Annotated in this window: 18 protein-coding genes, 1 tRNA gene and 1 pseudogene; 4 read left to right on the forward strand and 16 right to left on the reverse strand. The window is 71.0% G+C overall.

The window, feature by feature from the left end; genetic code table 11:
• Positions 1–36 precede the first annotated feature (36 nt).
• Positions 37–513 (reverse strand): cellulose binding domain-containing protein, encoded by a 477-nt coding sequence (locus ACZ6TV_RS09585; RefSeq protein WP_465297007.1) that lies wholly within the window; start codon positions 511–513, stop codon positions 37–39.
• A 15-nt stretch (positions 514–528) separates the two neighbouring features.
• Positions 529–2,352, reverse strand: a pseudogene (locus ACZ6TV_RS09590) (cellulase family glycosylhydrolase); the annotation flags it as partial.
• 182 nt (positions 2,353–2,534) lie between these two features.
• On the opposite strand from ACZ6TV_RS09590, the gene ACZ6TV_RS09595 reads away from it, so the two are divergent.
• Both ACZ6TV_RS09595 and ACZ6TV_RS09600 read left to right on the forward strand, forming a co-directional pair.
• Positions 2,535–3,131 (forward strand): response regulator, encoded by a 597-nt coding sequence (locus tag ACZ6TV_RS09595; RefSeq protein ID WP_465296717.1) that lies wholly within the window; start codon positions 2,535–2,537, stop codon positions 3,129–3,131.
• A gap of 129 nt (positions 3,132–3,260) precedes the next feature.
• A complete protein-coding gene (locus ACZ6TV_RS09600; RefSeq protein ID WP_354783614.1) occupies positions 3,261–3,881 on the forward strand; it encodes a LuxR C-terminal-related transcriptional regulator in 621 nt (206 codons plus the stop codon).
• On the opposite strand, the gene ACZ6TV_RS09605 is transcribed toward ACZ6TV_RS09600, so the two are convergent.
• The 12 genes from ACZ6TV_RS09605 to ACZ6TV_RS09660 form a co-directional block, all read right to left on the reverse strand.
• Entirely contained in the window at positions 3,853–5,439 is a 1,587-nt protein-coding gene (locus ACZ6TV_RS09605) for a cellulose binding domain-containing protein (RefSeq protein WP_465296718.1), read from the reverse strand. The genes ACZ6TV_RS09600 and ACZ6TV_RS09605 overlap by 29 nt on opposite strands.
• 39 nt (positions 5,440–5,478) lie before the next feature.
• Positions 5,479–7,761, reverse strand: a complete 2,283-nt coding sequence (locus ACZ6TV_RS09610) for a putative bifunctional diguanylate cyclase/phosphodiesterase (RefSeq protein WP_465296719.1) — start codon at positions 7,759–7,761, stop codon at positions 5,479–5,481.
• A 142-nt stretch (positions 7,762–7,903) separates the two neighbouring features.
• Positions 7,904–8,350, reverse strand: coding sequence for a hypothetical protein (locus ACZ6TV_RS09615; RefSeq protein WP_465296720.1), 447 nt, complete (start codon positions 8,348–8,350; stop codon positions 7,904–7,906).
• Positions 8,347–9,690, reverse strand: a complete 1,344-nt coding sequence (locus tag ACZ6TV_RS09620) for a hypothetical protein (protein WP_465296721.1) — start codon at positions 9,688–9,690, stop codon at positions 8,347–8,349. Before ACZ6TV_RS09620 ends, ACZ6TV_RS09615 begins: the two co-directional genes overlap by 4 nt.
• A gap of 70 nt (positions 9,691–9,760) precedes the next feature.
• The gene (locus tag ACZ6TV_RS09625; protein ID WP_465296722.1) at positions 9,761–10,393 is read right to left on the reverse strand and encodes a bifunctional 4-hydroxy-2-oxoglutarate aldolase/2-dehydro-3-deoxy-phosphogluconate aldolase; all 633 of its coding nucleotides are present in this window, start codon (positions 10,391–10,393) and stop codon (positions 9,761–9,763) included.
• The gene (locus ACZ6TV_RS09630; RefSeq protein ID WP_465296723.1) at positions 10,393–11,838 is read right to left on the reverse strand and encodes a glycoside hydrolase family 30 beta sandwich domain-containing protein; all 1,446 of its coding nucleotides are present in this window, start codon (positions 11,836–11,838) and stop codon (positions 10,393–10,395) included. Before ACZ6TV_RS09630 ends, ACZ6TV_RS09625 begins: the two co-directional genes overlap by 1 nt.
• A 16-nt stretch (positions 11,839–11,854) precedes the next feature.
• On the reverse strand, positions 11,855–12,568 hold the full coding sequence (locus ACZ6TV_RS09635) for an SDR family NAD(P)-dependent oxidoreductase (protein ID WP_465296724.1): 714 nt from the start codon (positions 12,566–12,568) through the stop codon (positions 11,855–11,857).
• Complete coding sequence (locus ACZ6TV_RS09640) at positions 12,565–13,722, reverse strand: mandelate racemase/muconate lactonizing enzyme family protein (RefSeq protein ID WP_465296725.1); 1,158 nt, start codon at positions 13,720–13,722, stop codon at positions 12,565–12,567. The genes ACZ6TV_RS09635 and ACZ6TV_RS09640 overlap by 4 nt, the downstream gene beginning before the upstream one ends.
• Positions 13,719–14,999 (reverse strand): ABC transporter substrate-binding protein, encoded by a 1,281-nt coding sequence (locus tag ACZ6TV_RS09645; RefSeq protein WP_465296726.1) that lies wholly within the window; start codon positions 14,997–14,999, stop codon positions 13,719–13,721. Before ACZ6TV_RS09645 ends, ACZ6TV_RS09640 begins: the two co-directional genes overlap by 4 nt.
• Positions 15,000–15,029: 30 nt before the next feature.
• A complete protein-coding gene (locus ACZ6TV_RS09650) occupies positions 15,030–15,839 on the reverse strand; it encodes a carbohydrate ABC transporter permease (RefSeq protein ID WP_465296727.1) in 810 nt (269 codons plus the stop codon).
• On the reverse strand, positions 15,836–16,702 hold the full coding sequence (locus tag ACZ6TV_RS09655) for a carbohydrate ABC transporter permease (protein WP_465296728.1): 867 nt from the start codon (positions 16,700–16,702) through the stop codon (positions 15,836–15,838). Before ACZ6TV_RS09655 ends, ACZ6TV_RS09650 begins: the two co-directional genes overlap by 4 nt.
• Positions 16,699–17,412, reverse strand: a complete 714-nt coding sequence (locus ACZ6TV_RS09660) for a GntR family transcriptional regulator (protein ID WP_465296729.1) — start codon at positions 17,410–17,412, stop codon at positions 16,699–16,701. The genes ACZ6TV_RS09655 and ACZ6TV_RS09660 overlap by 4 nt, the downstream gene beginning before the upstream one ends.
• A 337-nt stretch (positions 17,413–17,749) precedes the next feature.
• Between ACZ6TV_RS09660 and ACZ6TV_RS09665 the strand changes: the two genes are divergently transcribed.
• Positions 17,750–18,433: a hypothetical protein gene (locus ACZ6TV_RS09665; protein ID WP_465296730.1), complete on the forward strand. Its 684-nt coding sequence runs from the start codon at positions 17,750–17,752 to the stop codon at positions 18,431–18,433.
• Between the two features lie 87 nt (positions 18,434–18,520).
• Positions 18,521–19,516 carry a hypothetical protein gene (locus ACZ6TV_RS09670; protein WP_465296731.1) on the forward strand — a complete coding sequence of 332 codons (996 nt, stop codon included), beginning with the start codon at positions 18,521–18,523 and terminating at the stop codon, positions 19,514–19,516.
• A gap of 71 nt (positions 19,517–19,587) precedes the next feature.
• On the opposite strand, the gene ACZ6TV_RS09675 is transcribed toward ACZ6TV_RS09670, so the two are convergent.
• Together ACZ6TV_RS09675 and ACZ6TV_RS09680 are read right to left on the reverse strand one after the other, a co-directional pair.
• A tRNA-Thr gene (locus ACZ6TV_RS09675) sits at positions 19,588–19,683 on the reverse strand.
• Between the two features lie 34 nt (positions 19,684–19,717).
• Positions 19,718–19,993 (reverse strand): winged helix-turn-helix domain-containing protein, encoded by a 276-nt coding sequence (locus ACZ6TV_RS09680; RefSeq protein WP_465296732.1) that lies wholly within the window; start codon positions 19,991–19,993, stop codon positions 19,718–19,720.
• Positions 19,994–20,174: the final 181 nt, after the last annotated feature.

Here is a 20,174-nt window from a genome sequence, read left to right on the forward strand (position 1 = left end):
CTCGAAGAGGTGCCACCCATCCGGGTCAGGTGAGGATCAGGAAGGGACGACGCCCCAGGCCAGGGAGCCGCCGATGAAGGCCGGCACCGTGGTCGCGTCCGCGAAGGACGTCCCCGCGCCGCGGCTGTAGTCGTTGGCCTCGTTGACCGGCTGCCAGTCGGTGCGGCTGACCCGCAGCTGGATCTCGCCGCTGTTACCGCCGGGCGCCACGCTGCCACCGGTGAAGGTGACCTCGATGTACGCGTCGGCGCCGTTGACGGCGGACGGCAGGTTCACGACCTGGGTCGCGAGGTTGCCGCAGCCGACGACGGCCCAGTCGCACCAGATGGCGTAACTGGCGTTGTCGCGGGTGAAGTAGTAGCGGATCGCGACGGTGTTCAGCGCGAGCGCCGTGGTGCCGCCGTTGACGACCTGGAGGCCGGGCTTGATCTCCTGGTCGTTGGTCGGGACGCTGTTGTTGCGGTACTGCACCCGCACCACCCCGGTCGGGTTGGCCGCGGTCTTGCCGTTCACGGCGGTGGAGGCCGCCGAGACGTTGCCGGCCGCGTCGCGGGCCCGCACGGTGTAGCTGTAGGTGGTGTTCGCCGCGAGGCCGGTGTCCGTGAAGGACGTCGACGAGGGCGTCCCGACCTTGGTGGTGCCACGGTAGACGTCGTAGCCGGCCACGGAGCCGCTGTTGTCGGTCGACGCCGCCCAGGTCAGCGAGACGCTGGAGGTGGTGTTGCCCGAGACGGTCAGCCCGCCCGGCACCGACGGCGGCGTGGTGTCCACCGGCGTGCTGGTCGTGGTGGCGGTGCGGGCGGCCGAGGCCGCGGACACGTTGCCCGCCGCGTCGAAGGCCCGCACGGTGTAGCTGTAGGTGGTGCTCGGGGTCAGCCCGGCGTCCGTGAAGGACGCCGTGGCCGAGGTGCCGACCTTGGTGGCGCCGCGGTAGATGTCGTACCCGGCGACGGTGCCGCTGTTGTCGGTCGACGCGGTCCAGGTCAGCGAGACGCTGGTGCCGGTGGTGCCGGCGACGGTCAGCCCGGACGGCACCGACGGCGCGACGGTGTCGGAGACGCCGCCGTAGCGGTCGTTGAGGCTGATCCCGTTGGCGCCGAGCTTGACCGTGTGGTCGAGGCCGACGAACTTGTTCTGGTACTGCCACAGGGCCGGCTTCAGCATCGCGTACTTGGCCTCGTCCCAGGTCTTCCAGTCGTCCAGCAGCAGGCCGCCGGTGTCGCCGGAGTTGGGGTTGAGCACCCAGAAGGTCTGGCTGATGCGCTTCTCGATGATGGTGTCGCGCAGGGCGTACATCCACTTGTCCTGACGCGCGTCCATGCCGAGGCGGCCGCCCCACTCGCCGACGAGCAGCGGAGCGGTGTTCTCGGTGTGGATGTACAGCCAGTTCGGCTGCCACACGTCGGTGGTCAGCGACGCCTTGTCGAACGGCTTCTGGAACCACGGCTGCTCGTAGACCAGCGGGCCGTAGTCGTGCGGCGAGTAGACGATGTGGTTGCCCAGGTTCACCGGGTAGTTCTTGACCCCGCGCAGGTTGCCGCCCCACCAGTTGCCGTAGTAGTCGGCCTCGGCGGTGGAGGACCAGTTGGTGCCGTTCTTCGGGAAGATCTCGATGCCCTCGCAGAGGATGAGCATGTTCGGGTTCTTCGCGAGGATCCGGTTGCCGGCGACCTGGCAGGTGTTCTTGAAGTTGTCCTGGTCGGTGGAGTTGTCCCACTTCGCCCGCGGCGACTCCGACCACTTGCCGTGCGGCTCGTTCTTGATGTCGGCCGCGACCAGCGTGTCATTGGTCTTGTACCGGTCGATCACCCACTCCCACGCCTGGTAGAACAGCTCGGGCGTGATCGAGCCCTTCCACCACACCGGGTAGATGTGCCCGGAGTTGTCGGCCTCGGCGGAGTGCACGTCGAGCATCACCTTGATGCCGAACTGCTGGCACAGCGCGAGGAAGGCGTCGAAGACCTGCAGCGTGGTCTTGCCGAGCAGCTCGGGGTTGGCGTAGGTGTTGACGCCGCTGGGGACGGCGGCCTGGCCGGCCTTCCACTCCAGCAGCAGCTGGGTCGAGATCGGCACCCGGACGATGTTGATGCCGCGGTCGGCCATCGACTTGGTGATCTCGGTCATGTTGCCGCTCCACAGGCCGTGGAAGACCCGCTCGGTGGCGTTGAAGCCGAACCAGTTGGTGCCGGTCAGCCAGACCTCGTTGCCCTGGCTGTCGACGATCTTGTTGCCGGAGGTGTGCAGCCAGTCCGCGGGGTCCGCGGCGGTGGCCGGAGCCGACGAGACGAACGGCGCCAGAGGCACCAGCAGCGCGGCCGCGACGGCGGCCAGCAACCTTCGGTGAAGACGCATGCGAAGCCCTTTCTAGATGGCGGTCCAGAACCGGGAGCGCTCCCAAGCGGTGGCGGCGCACATGGGAGCGCTCCCGGTGACGGGTAGCGTAAGCATGTCGACACCGTCGCGAAACAATGGCGAACATCGTTGGCACGCTTGTCCCGTGGCACACCGGGACACCACGCAGGGAGGTCCCGGCATTGACGACAGTCCTTATCGCCGACGACAACAGCGTGGTCAGGGCCGTCGTCCGCGAGATGCTCACCGGCGACCTCACCGTCGTCGCCGAGGCGTGCAACGGCGCCGAGGCACTCCAGCTCGCCCGGCTGCACCGCCCCGACGTCACGCTGCTGGACCACCGCATGCCGGTCCGTGACGGCCTGTCGGTCGTCGGGGCGATCAGCGCGCACAGCCGGGTGCTGATGCTGACCCGCAGCGCCGACGACCGCACGGTGCTCGACGCCGTGCGCTCCGGCGCGATCGGGTTCCTGGTGCACGGCCAGTTCGGCCCGGCGGAGCTGCTGCATGCGGTCCGCGCGGTGGCCGGCGGCGAGTCGCACCTGTCGCCGAGCGCCGCGCGGGTGCTGGTGTCCGCGGTGCGCCAGACGCCCGCGCGGCACGGCCTGTCGCAGCGCGAGGCGGAGGTGATGGACCTGATCGCCCGCGGACTGTCCAATGGGGACATCGCCGCGACGCTGTTCCTTTCATCGAAGACTGTCGAAAATCACGTGAACCGGGTCTTCGCCAAGCTCGGCGTCACCAGCCGGGCCGGCGCGATTCGCCGCTGGAACACCTGACCTCCGACGACGAAACACCCAAATCCGTTGGGTGCGTCCCGCGTCGTACCTCGAAAAACACCGCGAAGACACCCACCGGAAGTTTCGGGAAGCGTTGCCAACGCGACCCGCCCGTGGTGTCGTGACGGCATGCGGGTCCTGGTCATCAGCTCCACCGGCAACAGCCTCGCCGAGCTGCTGCGCCCGTGCGCCGGGGCGCTCGAAGTGCGCCCGCTGCTGCACGTGCTCAACGGCGGCCGGATCGACGCCGATCTCGTCGTGCTGCACACCCACGCGCCGATCCGCGAGCTGACCGCGCTCGCCACGCTGCCGCCGCCACGGCCGCCGGTCCTGGTCGTCGCGTTCGCCGTGGTGCCCGGCGACGTGGTGCCGATGCTGCGGGCCGGCGCGCGCAGCCTGCTGGTGGAGGGTCAGTACACGCGGGCGGACCTGCTGGACGCGGCCCGCGCCACCGCCGACGGGCACAGCCGGCTCTCGCCGGTGCCGCTGTCCATCGTGGTCGATCACGTGCAGCACCGCACGGCCGACCGGGCGCCGGCGCTGCTGCACCAGCCGCTCACCCGCCGCGAGCACGAGATCATGGAGCTGATCGCGGCCGGCGAGCCCAACGCGGCGATCGCCGTGCGCCTCGACCTGGCCGAGAAGACGGTCCGCAACCGGGTCAGCCAGATCTACCTCAAGCTGCGCGTCAACAACCGCACCGAGGCGATCGTGCAGTGGCTCAGCCGCACCGAACGCCGTTCAGGGTGAAGGCGGTCGGCGCCGGGTTCGCGCCCTGCCAGGTGCCCTGCAGGCCGAAGGTGACCGTCCCGTTCGGCGGCACCTTCGGCGTGACCCCGCCGTCCTCGACCACGACCGCCGCGCCCGACTGCGTCGCGATCGCGCCCCAGTAGCTGGTCAGCTTCTGGCCTGAGCTGTATTCGAAGCGCAGCGACCAGCCGTCCAGCGCCCGGGTGCCGGTGTTGGTGAGCACCACGTCGGCGACGAACCCAGGGTCCCACTCGTTCCGCTTGGAATAGCGCACCCTGCATGCGTTCGCGGCGTCGGTACCGGATACGCCGCCGACGCCAGGAACAGCAGCGGGGCTCGACGGGACACCGGCGGAGCCTTTGGGGGATCTCGTGGTGGCCGGTGCGACGCTCGTCGCCGCCACCGTGGGCGGGACGGACGGCACGGCGCTCCCGGTCTGTCCACTGAGGACCGACGGGGTCGGCACGGCCGGCGCGGCCAGCTCCGGCGGGTCCGCCGACCCGCTGAACGGCAGGATCAGCGCCAGCGGCAGGGCGGCCGCGACGGCGCCGACGAGCACCCGCAGCCGGCGCGACGGCGGCGCGACGACCGGCACCGGCTCGGCCGGCACGACCGCGGTGACCCGGCTGCCGCGGCCGGGGGCCGACCACACGGTCAGCGTCCCGCCGCACACCCGGGCCCGCTCGTCCATCCCGACGAGCCCGTGGCTGCCGGTCCGCTGCAGCAGGCTCAGGTCGCCGGGCACGGCGAAGCCGGCGCCGTCGTCGCGGACCTCCAGCGTCACCAGGCCACCCGCCCGGGTCAGCGTCACCGCGACCAGCTCGGCGCGCGCGTGCGCGGCGACGTTGCGCAGCGCCTCCCGCAGGATCCAGCACAGCTCGATGCCGACCTCGGGCGCGGCGTCGACGTCGGCGTTGTGCAGGATGACCCCGACGCCGCTGGTCACCGACCATTCCCGGCCGATCGCGGCGACCACGTCGGACAGCGGCGCGTCGGCCGGGTTGGACCGCAGCTCGTCGATGAGCACCCGGGCGTCGCGGGCCGCGTCGAGGGACCCGTCGCGCAGCGTCGCCGCGAGCCGGCTGGCCCGGTCCGGCTCGGCCAGGGTGCCCGGCAGGGCGGCGGCGCCGAGCGCGATCGCGTCGAGGGTCTTGCTCAGCGAGTCGTGCATCTCGCGGGCGAGCCTGGCGCGTTCGGCGGCCGCGGCGGCGGCCCGCGCCTCGATCCGCATCCGCTCCCCCCGCGCCGCCCACACCCGCCGGCCCCGCAGCGCCAGCACCGGCAGCAGCCCGGCGACGGCCACGACCCCGTAGAGCACGGCGTCCGTCGGGCCGGCGCCGGTCGTACCGACGCCGGAAACCGGACCGGGGTGCAGCCACCACAGCACGAACGCCGCCGGGAGCCAGATCGCCGCGCCCGCCAGGCCGAGCAGAGTGCCGGCGAGCGCGGCGGCGGCCGCCACGGGGAGCACGGCGAACGCCCCGGGGAGGGCGCCGCTCACCCCGAGCGCGGTCGCCCCCGTGGCGGTGAGGAGTGCGACGGCCGCACGAAGACGCACAGAGTCACGCATGGTGCGACGAGTATCACTCGCAGCGCCTCAGCCCGCCACTGTGTCCGCCGGGAGCTGGCGCTCCAGGTCCGCGGCCGGGACCGGGCCGGAGAAGTAGATGCCCTGCGCCTTCTCGCAGCCCAGCAGCGTCAGCTCGCGTGCCTGCGCCTCGCCCTCGACGCCCTCGGCGACGGTGTCCAGGTGCAGCATCTGGCCCAGCCGCAGCACCGCCTGGGCGACCGCCGAGCCCTTCGACGTGCCGTCGAGCTCCGCGACGAAGCAGCTGTCGAGCTTGAGCGCGTCGACCGGGAGCCGGGTCAGGTACCGCAGCGACGAGTAGCCGGTGCCGAAGTCGTCCAGCGCGATGCGGATCCCGGCCGTGCTCAGCGCCTCCAGCTGCGCGATCGAGTCCGGCTCGCCGACGACCGCGCTCTCGGGCACCTCCAGCACCAGGTGCCCGGGGAAGAACCCGGCCCGGTCCAGGATCGCCAGTACCTCGCCGGTGAAGCCCTGGTTGTCCAGCTGCCTCGGCGAGATGTTGACGTTGAGCTGCAGCGACGGCACCCGCCGCTGCCATCGCTTCGCCTGCGCGCAGGCCCGCTCCAGGACCCAGCGGCCGAGCTCCTCGATCGCCTCGGTGCGCTCGGCGAGCGGCACGAACGTCTCCGGCGCGAGCATCCCGTGCACCGGGTGCTCCCACCGCACCAGCGCCTCGACGCCGGCGACCTCACGGTTGGGCAGGGCGACGATCGGCTGGAACAGCAGGCGCAGCTGCCCTCCGGCGATCGCGGCGCGCAGCTCCTGCTCCAGCGACAGCTCGACCCCGTCGGCGAGGGTGCCGTCCCAGCACCGCCAGCGGGTGCCGCCGGTGTGCCGCTTCGCCTGGTACATGGCGAGGTCGGCGCGGTGCAGCAGCTCGTCGGTGGTGCACTCGCCGGGCCCGGCGATCGCGATGCCGACGCTCGCCGACGCGCGCAGGCTCTGCGCGCCGGCGGCGACCGGCTGCTCGGTGGCGGCCGCGATCCGCCTGGCGACGGCGACGGCGTGCTCGACCTTGCCGATGTCGTGCAGCACCACCGCGAACTCGTCGCCGCCGAGCCGGCCGACCAGGTCGCTGCCGAGCACGCTGCGGCGCATCATCTCGCCGAACTCGACCAGCAGCCGGTCCCCCGCCTCGTGCCCGAGGGTGTCGTTGACCTGCTTGAGACCGTTCAGGTCGAGCAGCAGCACGGCGGTGCTGCGCCCCGAGCGCCCGCCGCGCTCCAGCGCCCGCCCCAGGACCTCGTGGACGCGGGAACGGTTGGCCAGCCCGGTGAGCCCGTCGGTGACCGCCATCTCGCGGCTCTCCTGCTGCACCAGCACCTGCCGCAGCACGACCAGCCCGGTGATGCCGAAGGCGCCGACGACCAGCCCCGCCCACGGGTACGCCTGCTCCTGCCGCACCGCCGCCACGATCATCAACGCGTAGCCGGCGCCGATCGCCACGTACGGCAGCAACCTGGTCCTGCTGGTCCCGCCGTCCCGCGGCGGCCCGGTGCTGTCGGCGGCCCGGCGGCTCGCCCGGCGGATCTGCTCGACCGCGGCCACCGCCAGCAGGAAGTGTGTCGTGCACCAGCAGACGAACTGCCACGCGGTGCGCTCCACCTGGTCGGTCTGGGCCTGCATGTACCCCAGGTAGCCGTCGCCGACCGCGTACACGAGCATCCCGGCGGCCACGATGCCCAGCGGCCGCCGCGACGTCCGGTCGGCCCCGCGCAGGAGCACCTTGGCGAGCCCGAACAGCAACGCGAGGTCAGCGGCGGGATAGGCGGCCGCGGCGACGACCGTCCCGACCGACGCCCCCTTCGCCACGATGTACGGCCCGACGACGAAGTACCACATCGTCATGGCCGCACCCGCCAGCACCGTCGCCGCGTCGAGCACATGCTTGTGCCGCTCGTTGCGGGTAGCGGCGTGCAGCGGGAACGCCTGCACCGCGACCAGCAGCGTCAGCACGAACGCCAGATGCGCCACGTCCCCGACCGCCGGGAACGGCTCCGGCCCCGTGACGGTGAAGATGACCGGCACACTGAGCGCCAGCCCGTACCCGAACGCCATGAACCGCCAGGCCCGCCGGGTCCGCTGGTCAAGCCACCCGTGCCGGGCCGCCATGCCGGCACAGACCAGCCCGACGCCCCCGAACACCAGGTTGCCGACCCCCGCCGGCACATCGATCGCCACGCCCCCGGTCCACAGTGCGACGAGAATGCCGGCCAGCGTGAGCCCGTACAACCCGCCGAGCCCCCAGAGCACGGCGGTCCACCGCCCCGCCCGCCGGTCCTCTCCCACCATCGTCCATTCGGCGGCCGACCTGACCGCCTGAGCGAAACGCAGCCGGGCATTGGCCACCCCCGTTGGTGAAACGTTGGCCAATGCCCGGCTGGATCTGGGCAGGGGGCGCGCCGGTTGGGTGGCGCGCCCCCTGGTCAGGGGGTCAGGACTCGACGTTGACGATCTCGCGGCCGGTGTTGGCGTAGGCGTAGTAGTAGTTGGGGCTGCGGACCTGGAGTTCGCCGATCGCGTAGGCCTCGCCGAGCTTGAACGGGGCCGGGGACGCGGTCACGGGGATCTTCACCTTCTGGGTCACGCCGGTGCAGGTGTTGTCCGCGGTGTGGTTGCTGCCGCTGGTGGTGATGCCGCCGACGGCCTGGGTGACGCTGGCGTAGGCGGTGAAGGTCCAGCCGGCGGGGCAGGTGACGTTCAGGGTCACGATGGTCGCGGCGCCGTTGGCCTTCAGCTTCGCCTGCTTGGTGATCTTCACGGTCGCGTTGCCCGGGGACTCCGACTGGAGGTTGACGGCGGCGCCGGCCGGGACGGCGAAGGCGAGGACTCCGCCGATCGCGAGTGCGGCGACGCCGAGCTTCGACTTGGTGACGTTCATGATGTTTCCTCCCCGTTGGGTGATGGTGCGGACTCTTCGCCGTGGGAGGGGCTCGCGATGCCCACGAGGACACCGAGGAGCAGCGGGACGACCGCCAGTTCCCACAGGAAGTCAAAGGCGCTGTGCAGCGCGAGCGCGGCGATGGCGGCGACCGCCCCGGCCCACAGCGGTGAAGGAGCGCGTCGGCGCGCGGAGAAGTACAGGGCGGCGCCGAGGGACAGCAGCAGCACCAGGCCGACCGCGCCCAGGTCGACGAGCCATTGCAGGTATTCGTTGTGCACCCAGCGGCTCACGACCAGCTGGCCGGTGTGGTCGGTCCAGAAGAACCGGCCCTGTCCGGGGCCGCTGCCGATCCAGGGATGCGCGGCGACCAGGTCCAGCGCCGAGGACGTCGCGCCGGAGCGGCCGCGGGAGGCGAGCGTCGCCCGCCTGGCCAGCACGGCGTCCCAGCCCGGGAACAGCAGCCACCCCGCGAGCAGGGCCGGCGCGGCCAGGACGACGAGGATCAGCCGCAGCCGGGGCAGCAGCACGGCCACGGCCCCGCCGAGCAGCAGGCCACCGAGGGCCGGCAACGGGCGCGGTGAGGCCGCGACCGGGAACGACGGGACCAGCGCGGCCAGCGCGACCAGCGCGCCGATGGACGCCGGGGCAGTATGGCGGAGCACGGGTCGTACACCGGCGGCCGCCGAAAGGACGAGCAGCCCCCCGGCGAAGGCGAGCGCCCCCGCCCGGCTCAGCGTCGCGGCGAGCCCCACCTGCGTGAGATAGACGGCCCAGGGCCGCCACCAGATGGTGGGTTGCTCAAGGACCAGCGCGAGGGCCAGCAGCGCGGTGACCGCGAGGACCGCGGCGGCGGCGTTGGAGTAGGTGAGGGTGGAGGAGGCGCGCCACAGCGTCGACTCGACCAGCACGGACCAGCGTTCGAGGCGAAACGCGACACCGGCCCAGCCGGTGACGGCCACCAGCGTGCCGAGCCCGACCAGGCCGGACGTGATCCAGCGCCGGGCGGCAAGTCCGGTGCCGCGCACCATCGCCACGGCCGCGACCAGGGTGGCGAGGCTCGCCGTGATGGCCGCCGCGACCGGCAGGCCGCCGCTCGTCGCGCCCCGCAGCAGCGCCCAGACGGCGACCGCACCGGCGGTGCCGAGGACCGGGCCGAGCCCCTGGAGCAGGTCGCGCCTGGCGTGCAGCGCGAGCCCGAACGCCACCGCGACCAGCGCGGTCACGAGCAGCCTGCCCGGCGGGTAGAAGCCGCCCTGGGCGACGACGCCGGCGGTCGCCGCGCCGACCAGAACGATGTGGAAACTGATCGGATCCTGTTTTTGGACAAGCGTTTTCACCAGCACTACCCTCCCCGTCAGGGTGCCCGTGCCGGATGACAGTATCGACGTCCGCGATGATTCGCAGACCTCAATCCGATACAACCTTTTCCGTGGTACGTGGCGTTCGCGCGCCGGAGAGCACTGTCAGCAACGGGGAAAGTCCGCCGGAAATTGTGACCGCGCCGCCGATCCCCAGCGCCCGGGCGCCCGCGGCGAGGAAGTCCGCGGCGTTGGCCGGGCCGATGCCGCCGGTGGCGACGAAACGGGCCGACGGGAACGGTCCGCGCAGCTCGCGCAGCCATGCGGGGCCGAGCGAGCCCGCCGGGAACGCCTTCAGCCACTCGCAGCCGGCCTTCAGCGCGTCATGGACCTCGGTCGGCGTGGCCACGCCCGGCAGGTGCGGCAGGCCCGCCGCGCGGCTCGCCGCGACCACCTCGGCGTCGAGCCCGGGTGCGACGGTGAAGGCCGCGCCCGACGAGGCGGCGACCGCGACGAGCGACGGCGAGACCACGGTGCCCGCGCCGACCACCTCGCCGCGGGCGCGGCCGGCGGCGGCGACCGCCCGCAGGCAGTCGATCGCCGCGGGCGTCTGGACGGGGATCTCGACGACGCCGAGGCCGCTGTCCCACACGGCCTCGGCGAGGGCGACCGCCCGCGCGACCGGCACGTCGCGCAGGATCGCGACGAGCGGCCGGTCGCGCAGGAGGGCGTCGAAGGACATCAGACCTTCTCGATCCAGAACTGGATCGACTTCGGCGGCAGCGTGAGCGTCAGGACGGGGCCCGTCTTGTCTCCGAGGCCGCTGTTGTACTGCGAAGGCGTGTACTGCTGCCCGTGGAACGTCCGGGTCGAGCCGGTGTCCACGGTGTACGTGACGGATGCCGTGCCCCGGTTGGTGAACGCGAAGACCAGCTTCCCCTGCGGCGTCTTCCACGCCATGATGCGCTGGTCGGAGCGGACCGTGCCCTCGTCGACGTGGTGGCGCACCGAGTTCCACGGCAGGTACTGCACGAACCCGGCGACGGCGTGCCAGTTCTGCCGGTTGTAGTCCCAGTGTCCCTTGGCGATCTGCGCGTTCTTGGTGAAGTCGTTGTCGTCGTACGGCCGCCAGAAGCCGAGCGAGTAGCCCGCCGCCTCCGAGTTGTACGTGGGTTTGAGCGCGTGCAGCCAGAACCAGGTCGGCGAGTTCTGGAACGTCATCCAGTTCATGATGGACTGCGCCGTGTTGATCATCCGCCAGTCGCTGGTGCCGCCGGACAGGTACTCGAACTCGTTGTTGTAGACCACTTTCCCGGCCGCGTTGCCGGTGAACGCGCCGGCGGTCAGCTGTTCGTTGCTGTCGGCGCCGATCCGGTGCCAGCTCCAGCCGTCCACATAGGACAGCGCGGTGGCGTCGGCGCGGATGAGGGCGCCGCCGCGGCCGTTCTGCCCGGCGTTGGAGTCGGCGTGGATGTGCATACCGGGCCAGCGCGCCTTGATCTTCCCGGCGGCCGCCTTGAACGCCGCGTAGTACTGCTCGTTGGAGTAGCCGCACGCCGAGTACGCCAGGTTGGTCAGGTGCGGCTCGTTCTGCAGGCCCCACATCTTCACCGGGATGCCGTTGGCCTCCAGGTATTCGATGTCGCGCACGAGCGCGTCGCCGAACTGGTCCAGCGCCGCCGGGGTCGTCGAGGCGAGCGTGCCGCCGATGTAGCTGTTCGTGGACTTCCAGGCGGGCGCCGGCGACCAGTACTCGGCCGCGACGCCCTCGATCGCGGACTGCTGGATCAGCTCGCGGATCTCGGCCATCTGCTCGGGCCAGCGGCCGACGATGTTCTTCCGGTCGGCGGTGAGGCCGCGCAGGTACAGGCCGAGCGCCAGCCTGCAGTAGCGGAATCCCCGGTCGGGGCGCACCTTCAGCATGTCCCGGTAGAGCCGGGTGCGCTCCTCGGCGACGAGGTCGTGCGGGACCGAGGTGGTCGCCTCGGGCAGACCGTTGTTGCCGGAGCCGATCGAGTCGAACTGCAGCTCGACGCCGAGCCCCCAGATCGTCTGCCGGGGCTGGTCGTGGCGGATGACGTAGTCGGCGGCAGCCGCGGACGCGGGCTGGGTGTAGGCGGCGCCGAGGACGGCCCCGGCGCCGGCCGACGCGGCCAGGCCGAGGGTGGATCGACGGGTGAGTGCCATGGCGGTGGACTCCGATTCACAGTGGTGGAAGGCCCAGCGCGGCGCGCGGGGCGGCTCGCAGCAGGCTCGCGGCCTGCACGGCGGACGCGCCGCCGTCGAGGACGATCTCGGTCGCGGTCAGCAGGGCCGCGGCGGGTGAGACCACATAGGACACCGTGGCGGCGACGTCCTCCGGAGTGCCGAGACGGCCGAGGTGCGCCTCGCGCTGGCGGACCTCGTCGTCGGGGTCGCTCAGTCTTGCGGTGGTCGCGGGTGTACGGATCCAGCCCGGCGCGACGCTGACGGCGCGGATGCCGTGCGCGGCGTAGTCGACGGCGAGCTGGCGGGTGAACGCGGTCAGTCCTGCCTTCGCCGCGGCGTACGCGGGCAGCCCCGGCGCGACCGTGTGCCCGAGCACGGATCCGATGGTGACGATGACGCCTTCGCCGGCCGCCATCATCCCGGGCAGCACCTGGCGGGCACACAGGTAGGCGGAGGTGAGGTTGGCGTCGATGACCCGGTGCCAGTCGGCCGGCTCGGTGCGATGCACGGGCGCGCCCTCGGTGACCCCGGCGCACGTGACGAGCACGCAGACGTCGCCGATCGCGCTGAACGCCCGCTCGACCTCATCGGGGTCGGTGAGGTCCGCCTCCTGCCGGTCGATGCCCACGACGTCGTGGCCGTCGGCCCGCAACCGGGCGGCCACGGCCGACCCGATGCCGCCGGCTGCTCCCGTCACGACCGTTCTCATGCTCTGAACACCTCGTATTTCGCGATGAGCGACTCGTCGAGCGTGACGCCGAGGCCGGGCCCGTCCGGCACGAGCAGCGCACCGTCCACAAGAGACGGTTTCTCGACCGGGAGGTCGTCGCGCAGCGGGTTCGGCAGCCGGTTGTATTCGTAGATCGGCACGTTGGGGGTGGCCGCGGCGAACTGCAGCGCCGCGGCCAGCCCGACCGCCGAGCCGACCCCGTGCGGGGACACGGTGACGTGGAAGGCCGCGCACAGCGCCGCGATCCGCCGCGCCTCCGTGATCCCGCCGGCCCGGGCGAGGTTCGGCATGACCACGTCGACGGCGCGGGCGAGCAGGAAGTCGCGGTAGCCGTACCGGATGAACTCGCTCTCGCCGGTGACGACGGGAATCCTGACGGCGGCGCGGACCTCGGCGAGCCCGGCGACGTCGTCCGTGGCGAGCGGCTCCTCCAGCCAGCGCACGCCGAGACCGTCGAGCGCGTGGCCGAGCCGGATCGCGGTTTTCACGTCGTACGCGCAGTTGAGGTCGACGTGCAGCGCGGCCCGTCCGGCGAGGGCGTCGACCACCGCCGACGCGTGCGCGAGGTCGGTGCTCTCGCCCCGGCCGAGCTTGAGCTTCATGGCGTGGAAGCCCTGCTCCAGGAAGTGCAGCGCGCGCTCGGCGGACTCCTGCACGCCCGGCAGGAACGGGATCGGGCTGGCGTAGACCGGCACCGACTCCCGGACCGGGCCGCCGAGCAGCCGGTGGACCGGCTGCCCGGCGGCCTTGCCGCGCAGGTCCCACAGGGCGAGGTCGACCCCGCTGATCGCCTCGAGGTAGAACCCGCCGGTGCGTCCGGCGCCGGCCTGCGCGCCGAACATGAGCTCCCACAACGCCTCCGACGCCCCCGCGTCGCGCCCGACGAGCATCGGCGCCAGCAGCTTGCCGACGATCGTCGCCGTCACCTGCGGCTCGGGCAGGCCGTAGCACTCGCCGATCCCTTCCAGGCCGTCGGTGGTCCGGATCCGCACCAGGGTGGTGTACTGGCCGAGGCGCGGCAGGACCCGATGGCTGGACGCGGGGGTCGTGAGCCAGTCCGGCACCGTGTCGTAGAGCGCGGCGAACGGCGCGGCGAGTGCGATGGCCTCGACGGAGGCGATGGTGAGCGTCATTTGATCAGTGCGTTCATCCGGTCACGGGCCGACATGAGGGCGTCCTTCGGTGGCTTCTTGCCGATGAGGATGGCCTGGACCTCTTCGGCCAGGACCTTCTCCATCTGGGAGAACTGCGGGTAGATCCAGAACGGGCTGGCGCTGGAGTTGACGCCGATCTGGCTGGTGAAGTCGGTGGCGAACTTGTCGTTCTTCACCTCGGCGGCGGCCTGCCCGGCGTTGGTGGTCGGCGGCAGGCCCGCCTTGGTGAACCACGGGATCGAGTAGCCCGTGTCGGTGGTGATCGTCTTGGCGAAGTTCGCGGCGGCGGCGGCCCCGGCGCCGTTGACCACGACGAGGATCTGCCCCCAGGCGAGGTGCCGGGGCTTGTCACCGGCTTTGACCACCGGCCGGGCGACGGGGACCATCTTGGCGGCGAGGTCCTTGTCCGGGGAGGACTTGGTGACGGCGGCGCGGCCGCCGATGGCGTCCTCGTAGAACGCGGTCTTGCCCTGGGACATGAGGGCGCGGGCGTCGACGCGGTTGACGTCGGGGGCGATGAGTTTCTGGTCGTAGAGCTTCTTGTACCAGGTGAGCGCCTCGATGCTCGGGTCGTCGCCGATCACGATCTTGCCGCTGTCGTCGACGATCGGGGAGCCGAACTCCCACAGCCACGGGATGATGTCCTTGAGCTGGTCGACCTTCGTCATCCCGGCCCACGGCACGACGCCGGGCGCCTTGACGGCGTTGAGGGCGGCCTCGAACTCGGCGATCGTCTTCGGCGGGCTGGTGACGCCGGCCTTGGTGAGCAGCTCGTTGTTGCTGATCAGGCCGATGCCGGCAGTGGTCCACGGCAGGCCGTACTGCACGCCCTTGGACTGCCCGAGCGCCAGGGGTGCGGGCGCGTAGTCGAGGCCGGCGGCGACGCTCTTGAGGTCCAGGAGTTTGCCGGTGGCGGCGAGGGTGGCCAGCCAGGCGACGTCCAGCTGCACCGCTCCGGTCAGCTGCCCGCCCTGTACCTGCAGCAGGACCTGGTTGAGGTAGTCGTTGTACGGATACGACGGAGTGCTGATCTTCGTGCCGGCGTGGGCGGCGGTGTACTTGTCGACGGCGGCCTGCAGCGGCTCCTTGGTGACGGCCTCGTTGTAGGCCCAGCTCGTCAGCGGGAACTCTTTGACGCCGTCGTCCTTGAGCCCGTCGGTGCCGGCGGGGGTGGCGGGGGTACTGGTCGAAGGGGCGCAGGCGGCGAGGGTGGTGAGTCCTAACAGGCCGAGCGCGGATCGGCGGGTCAGTGGCATGGTGGATCTCCTCAGAGGGCGGGGGGGTGTTCAGCCCTTCACGGCGCCGGAGGTGAGGCCGGCGACCAGATAGCGCTGGAGGATGGCGAAGCCGATGACGACGGGCAGGGAGACGACCAGGGAGGCGGCCATCAGGTCGGGCCAGGCGGTCTCGAACTCGCCGAGGTAGGTGTTGACCAGGCCGGGTGGGAGGGTCTGCTTGTCGGGTCCGGCCAGGGTCAGGGCGAAGATGAAGTCGTTCCAGCCGCGGATGAACGCGAAGAGGCCGGTGGCGACCAGCCCGGGCAGGGAGACCGGCAGCAGGATGCGGTGGATGATGGCGCCCTGCCCGGCGCCGTCCATCTTGGCGGCCTCGATGAGCTCGTCGGGGATGGTGTCGAAGAAGCCCTTGAGCATCCACACGCACAGCGGGAGCGTGAAGGTGGTGAAGGACAGGATCAGCGCGAGGTAGGAGTTGATCAGCCCGACCTGGGAGAACACCAGGTACAAGGTGATCAGCAGCAACGCCTGCGGGAACATCTGCGACGCGAGCACCAGGTACATCAGCGACCGCCGCCCCCGGTAACGGAACTTCGCGAACGAATACCCCGTGTAGGCCGCCACGATCACCGTCAACACCGCGGTCAGGCTCGACACGATGAGGCTGTTGCTGAGGTACCGCAGCAGGACGGGATTGTCGGCCAGCGCGACGAAGTGCTCGAACGTGACGTGTTCCGGGAAGAGCCGCGGCGGGAACCGGAACACCTCGTGGGTCGGGGTCAGGGCGGTGACGAGCACCCAGTAGACGGGACCGAACGCGAAGATCCCGATGAACGCGACCGTCGCAGCCGCTTTTTTCATAGTTTTTCGCCCCGTTCCGTGAAACGGACGTAGACGATCGTCAGGCCGAGGATGAGCACCAGCCACAGGGCGCCGAGCGCGCTCGCGGTGCCGAGGTCGAACGCCTTGAACGCGGTGTCGTAGACGGCGACGGCGAACGTCGTGGTCGAGCCGGCCGGACCACCATGGGTGAGGACGTAGATCATGTCGAAGTGCTGGAGGTTCCAGATCACTTCGAGCAGCACGACGATGCCGAGGATGCCGCGCAGGTGCGGCAGCGTCACGTGCCAGAACCGGTTGATCGCCCCGGCCCCGTCGAGCGCCGCCGCCTCGTGCAGCGCCTCGGGCACGGTCTGCAGCCCGGCGAGCAGCATCACCATGATCCACGGGAAGCTCGCCCAGGTCTTCGCCACGATGACGGCGGTCATCGCGGTGCCGGGACTGCCGAGCCACACGATCGGCTCGTCGATCAGGTGCAGCTGGACCAGCAACCCGTTGAGCAGACCGTAGTTGGCATTGAAGATCCACAGCCAGACGAACGACACGACGACCCCGGGGATCACCCACGGCAGCAGGAACATGCCGCGCAGCACCGCCCGGCCGGGCAGCTTGGCGTTGAGCGCGAGCGCGAGGGCCAGCCCCACGAGCACCGGCGCCACGGTCGCGCCGGCCGTGAAGACGACCGTGTTGCGCAGCGTCGGCCAGAACTGCCGGTCGAACACTTCCCGGAAGTTGGCCAGGCCGACGAACGAGCGGCCCGGCAGCACCAGGCTCTGGTCGAACAGGCTGGTGGTGAGCGCCGCGACGAGCGGATAGAGCACCACGGCACCGAGCAGCGCCATGGCCGGGAGGGTCAGCAGCAGCCCGAACGACCGGTCCTTCACGTCATCACGCTCGGGTGGTCGTCGTCGAGGTCGATGAGCTCGGGGTCGAGCTGCGCCGCGAGCTCCACGCCGAGCTGCCACTCGACGTGGTCGCGGGCGGCGCGCTCGGCATCGTCGGGGTCCCGGCGGCGCAGCGCGCCGAGGATCGCCTCGTGCTCGGTGATGACCTGCCCCCACGCCGGCTCGACCCGGACGCCGACGCGGTAGTGCTGCACCCGCAGCAGGGCCAGATCGGTCAGCTCACGAAGCGTGGCGTAGCGGGTGGCGGTGGCGATGCCGGTGTGGAACTGCCGGTTGAGCGCCGACATCGGGGTGAGCTTGCCGCGCCCGTGCTGGAACTGCATCTGCGCGTGCAGCTCGTCGAGTTCGTCCAGCTCGGCGTCGGTGATGACCGAGGCCGCGACCCGGGCGCTGAGCCCTTCGAGCGCCCCACGGGCGAGATAGACGCCGCGCATCTCCCGCAGCGACAGCGGCGCGACCTGCGCCCCGGCGTGCGGGTTCGGCTGGACCACGAGGCCCTGCCCGGTGAGCCGCTGGATCGCCTCCCGCAACGGGATCTTGCTGATCCCGAACTGCCGGGACAGCGCGTCGATGTTGACCCGCTCGCCCGGCCGGAGCTCCCCGCTGAGGATCGCGTCCCGCAGCCGCTCGTAGACAAGGTCCGCCTTGGTCTGAAACCCACCGAGCGGCCTGTCAAACGCATCAGCCATTTCCGCTGCTCCCCTGCTCAACGTCGACCGTATACGATCGACCATCTACTGTCGAGGAGTGTTGCACGACCCCCGAACGTCTTTCAAGAGCCCACGCCCGAAGCCCCCCGTCCGCCGACCCGGGCGCCGCGCGATTCGGGTGCGGGTGCGAGTGCATCGGTGATCCACGCCGCGTCGACAGCATCCGCCACACGGCAGGAAAGGCGCGCGACGAAACCCCCCATCCCTGCCCCGAAATTGAGTAGCCGACATCGAGCTGATTCAGCACCGACAATCTATAAATATTGGTGACTGTCGTTTAGTTTGATGGTTCGACCATTTCTAACGGGGAGGCAGGATGGCGCTGAAACGCGCTGCCCAAAAGGCGGCAACGGCAAGGAAGCTCTTCACGATCAGCTTGGCCGTGCTGGCATTTGCCGGAGGCTCACTGCTGGCGCCCGGCGTCGCGGGCGCGGCCCTCGACGGGGCGTCGGCACAGCCGCCGGCTCCGCCGGCGGGTGAAGCGCACATGGTGCTTGCCGGCTTCGACGAGGCGGCGGCCAAGGCCAACGGAATGGAGATCGTGACGCTGCCGGACGGGGCCCGTGCCTCGGTGCCGGCCGCGAAGGCCGCCGCCGCTCGAGCGGGCCTCTACAGGCCCTCCAAAGGCGTGCTGCCTGCGAAGCCGGCACCCAACTACGGCGAGGTCACCGGTAACTGCGGCACGTCATGGGTGAATCTCAGTCCGACTGGTTACGCCTGGGCGACCCTGACGTCGGGAGTGCGGCTGGTCCCGGACGCGGGCTCGGTCTGGGACGTCCACTGGACCATCGAGATCAAAGACAATGGTGGCACCTCGGCACCCTATTTCGACGAGTACGACGGATTCACTGGATCGTTCTCGTGGACGCTTTACGGCCAGTCGTTGCACCTGACGCCCGGACCGGGCCGGGCGCGGGTCACCGGGGGCAGCTTCGTGGTCACCTCTGAGGCGTGGGTCTGTTTCTCCTATTCGCCGAGCACGACAACGACGATCTACTGAAGCAGGGCGCTCCGGGTACCGTCGAACGGTGGTGCCCGGAGCGGGCGGCGATGGCACACGGCAGGATCCGGAATGGAGGCGGCGAGGATGGAATTCGATCAGTTCCGCCCGGCGGACGGGATGCACGCCGCCCAGACCGACCGCGTCCGGCTGGCGCTGGAGGGCAGCGACATCAAGGCCGTCGCGGTCTCAGCGGCGACCCGCCCGGCACAGCCGCACTTCGGCGGTCTGCACCGCGGCGACGGCGTGGTGCTGGGCGTGGAGGTCGTCCACGACGCAGGCGACGTCCGGGTCGTCGTGGACACCGCCCGGCCGGGCGGGGACCGGCCGCTGCGATGGATGGTGGAGCAGCAACTGCGCCGGGCGGGCGAGCGGTTCTCCGCGCTCGCCTGGTCCGAGGGCGACGCCACGATGGTTGTCGACGGGACGCCGGTCGCGGGCAGGATGGTCCGGGCGGGCGAGCGGTGGTGGGCCGCCCGTTGCCTGGTCGGCGAGCTGCGGATCAGCGTGGGCGCCCAGGACTGGCACCCGGACGTCATCGCGGTGGACACCGTCGACGACGTGGCGGCGATGCTGGCCCATCTCAAACCGCCGGTCCCGCCCGGCAGGGCACCGGCAGCCGAACCGGTGCCGGATCATCTGGGCGGGGAGCCGCACCGCGCGCTCGTCGACATGGTCCTCGCCGCCACGCGGGAGCACGCCGACTGGCTCGACGACGGCGGGACGCTGCCTGACCTGCCGCGGTACTGGTCGACGCTGTGGCGCGCCGCCGTCCAACGCCACACGGCACTGACCGGCGAGCCGGAGCACGTCGCCCGCGAGTCGGTGCGCGACATCGCGGATCAGCTCGCCGCCCTGCACCGCGAGGCCGCCTGGTTCCGTGCGGACGCCACGCTGCGGGAGAGAGCGATCGCCGAGACCCTGTTGTCCGGCACCGGGCTGAGCGACACCGTCCCCAGCCGTCCCGCGCAGATCGCCTGGCGGCGGTTGCGGGAGGGCGCCGGACAGCTTCCCGCGGTCCACCTCGCCGCCCACCGCGACTGGCTCGCGGCCTGGACCGTCTGGACCGGCGCGGTCGCCTGAAGCTCGACCACCGGGGTGCCCGGACATGGAAAACGCCCTCCACCTGGGGTGGAGGGCGTCCGCGTTGCCAGAGCCGCCTAACGGAATCGAACCGTTGACCTATTCATTACGAGTGAACTGACGGGGTTCCGGCAGCCTGCGGGACTGTGGCCTTCACCTGGTCTGGCCTGCCGCTTTCATCTCATGGTGTCTCATCGTGTCTCATGATGTCTCGCCCTCGTGACTCACGGGCGACTCACCAAGATCAGACTTTGGTGGGCTGTAATCGGCACGGACGAACACGCCGACGCCCGGCAATGTCTCGGTGATCTTCGCGAAGCGCAGCAGGATGAACGCCTTGTCGACGACGGAGGCGCTCACGCCGTAGTGCTCGCGGAGCTGGGCGCGGCTCGGCAGCCTCGCACCCGGCGGAAACTCCCCGCCGTCGATGCGTGCTCGAAGGTCCTCCGCGACCTCTTCGTACTGCTGTGTGGGCACGTCAAAACTCCCTGAGTGGCCCACAGATGACATCACCAATCACCTCGCGAGATCAAGTCGTCGCTTTTGGTTGACCTACACGCGCTAGCAATTGTAGGTTCGGGCTGACCGTCCTTCCTGAGTGGCAACAACGGTGGGCGGACAAGCCGGGGCAGCGAGGGCGCCAACTCTCCTGCCCCGG

This window comes from Dactylosporangium sp. NPDC051087, from assembly GCF_055586325.1.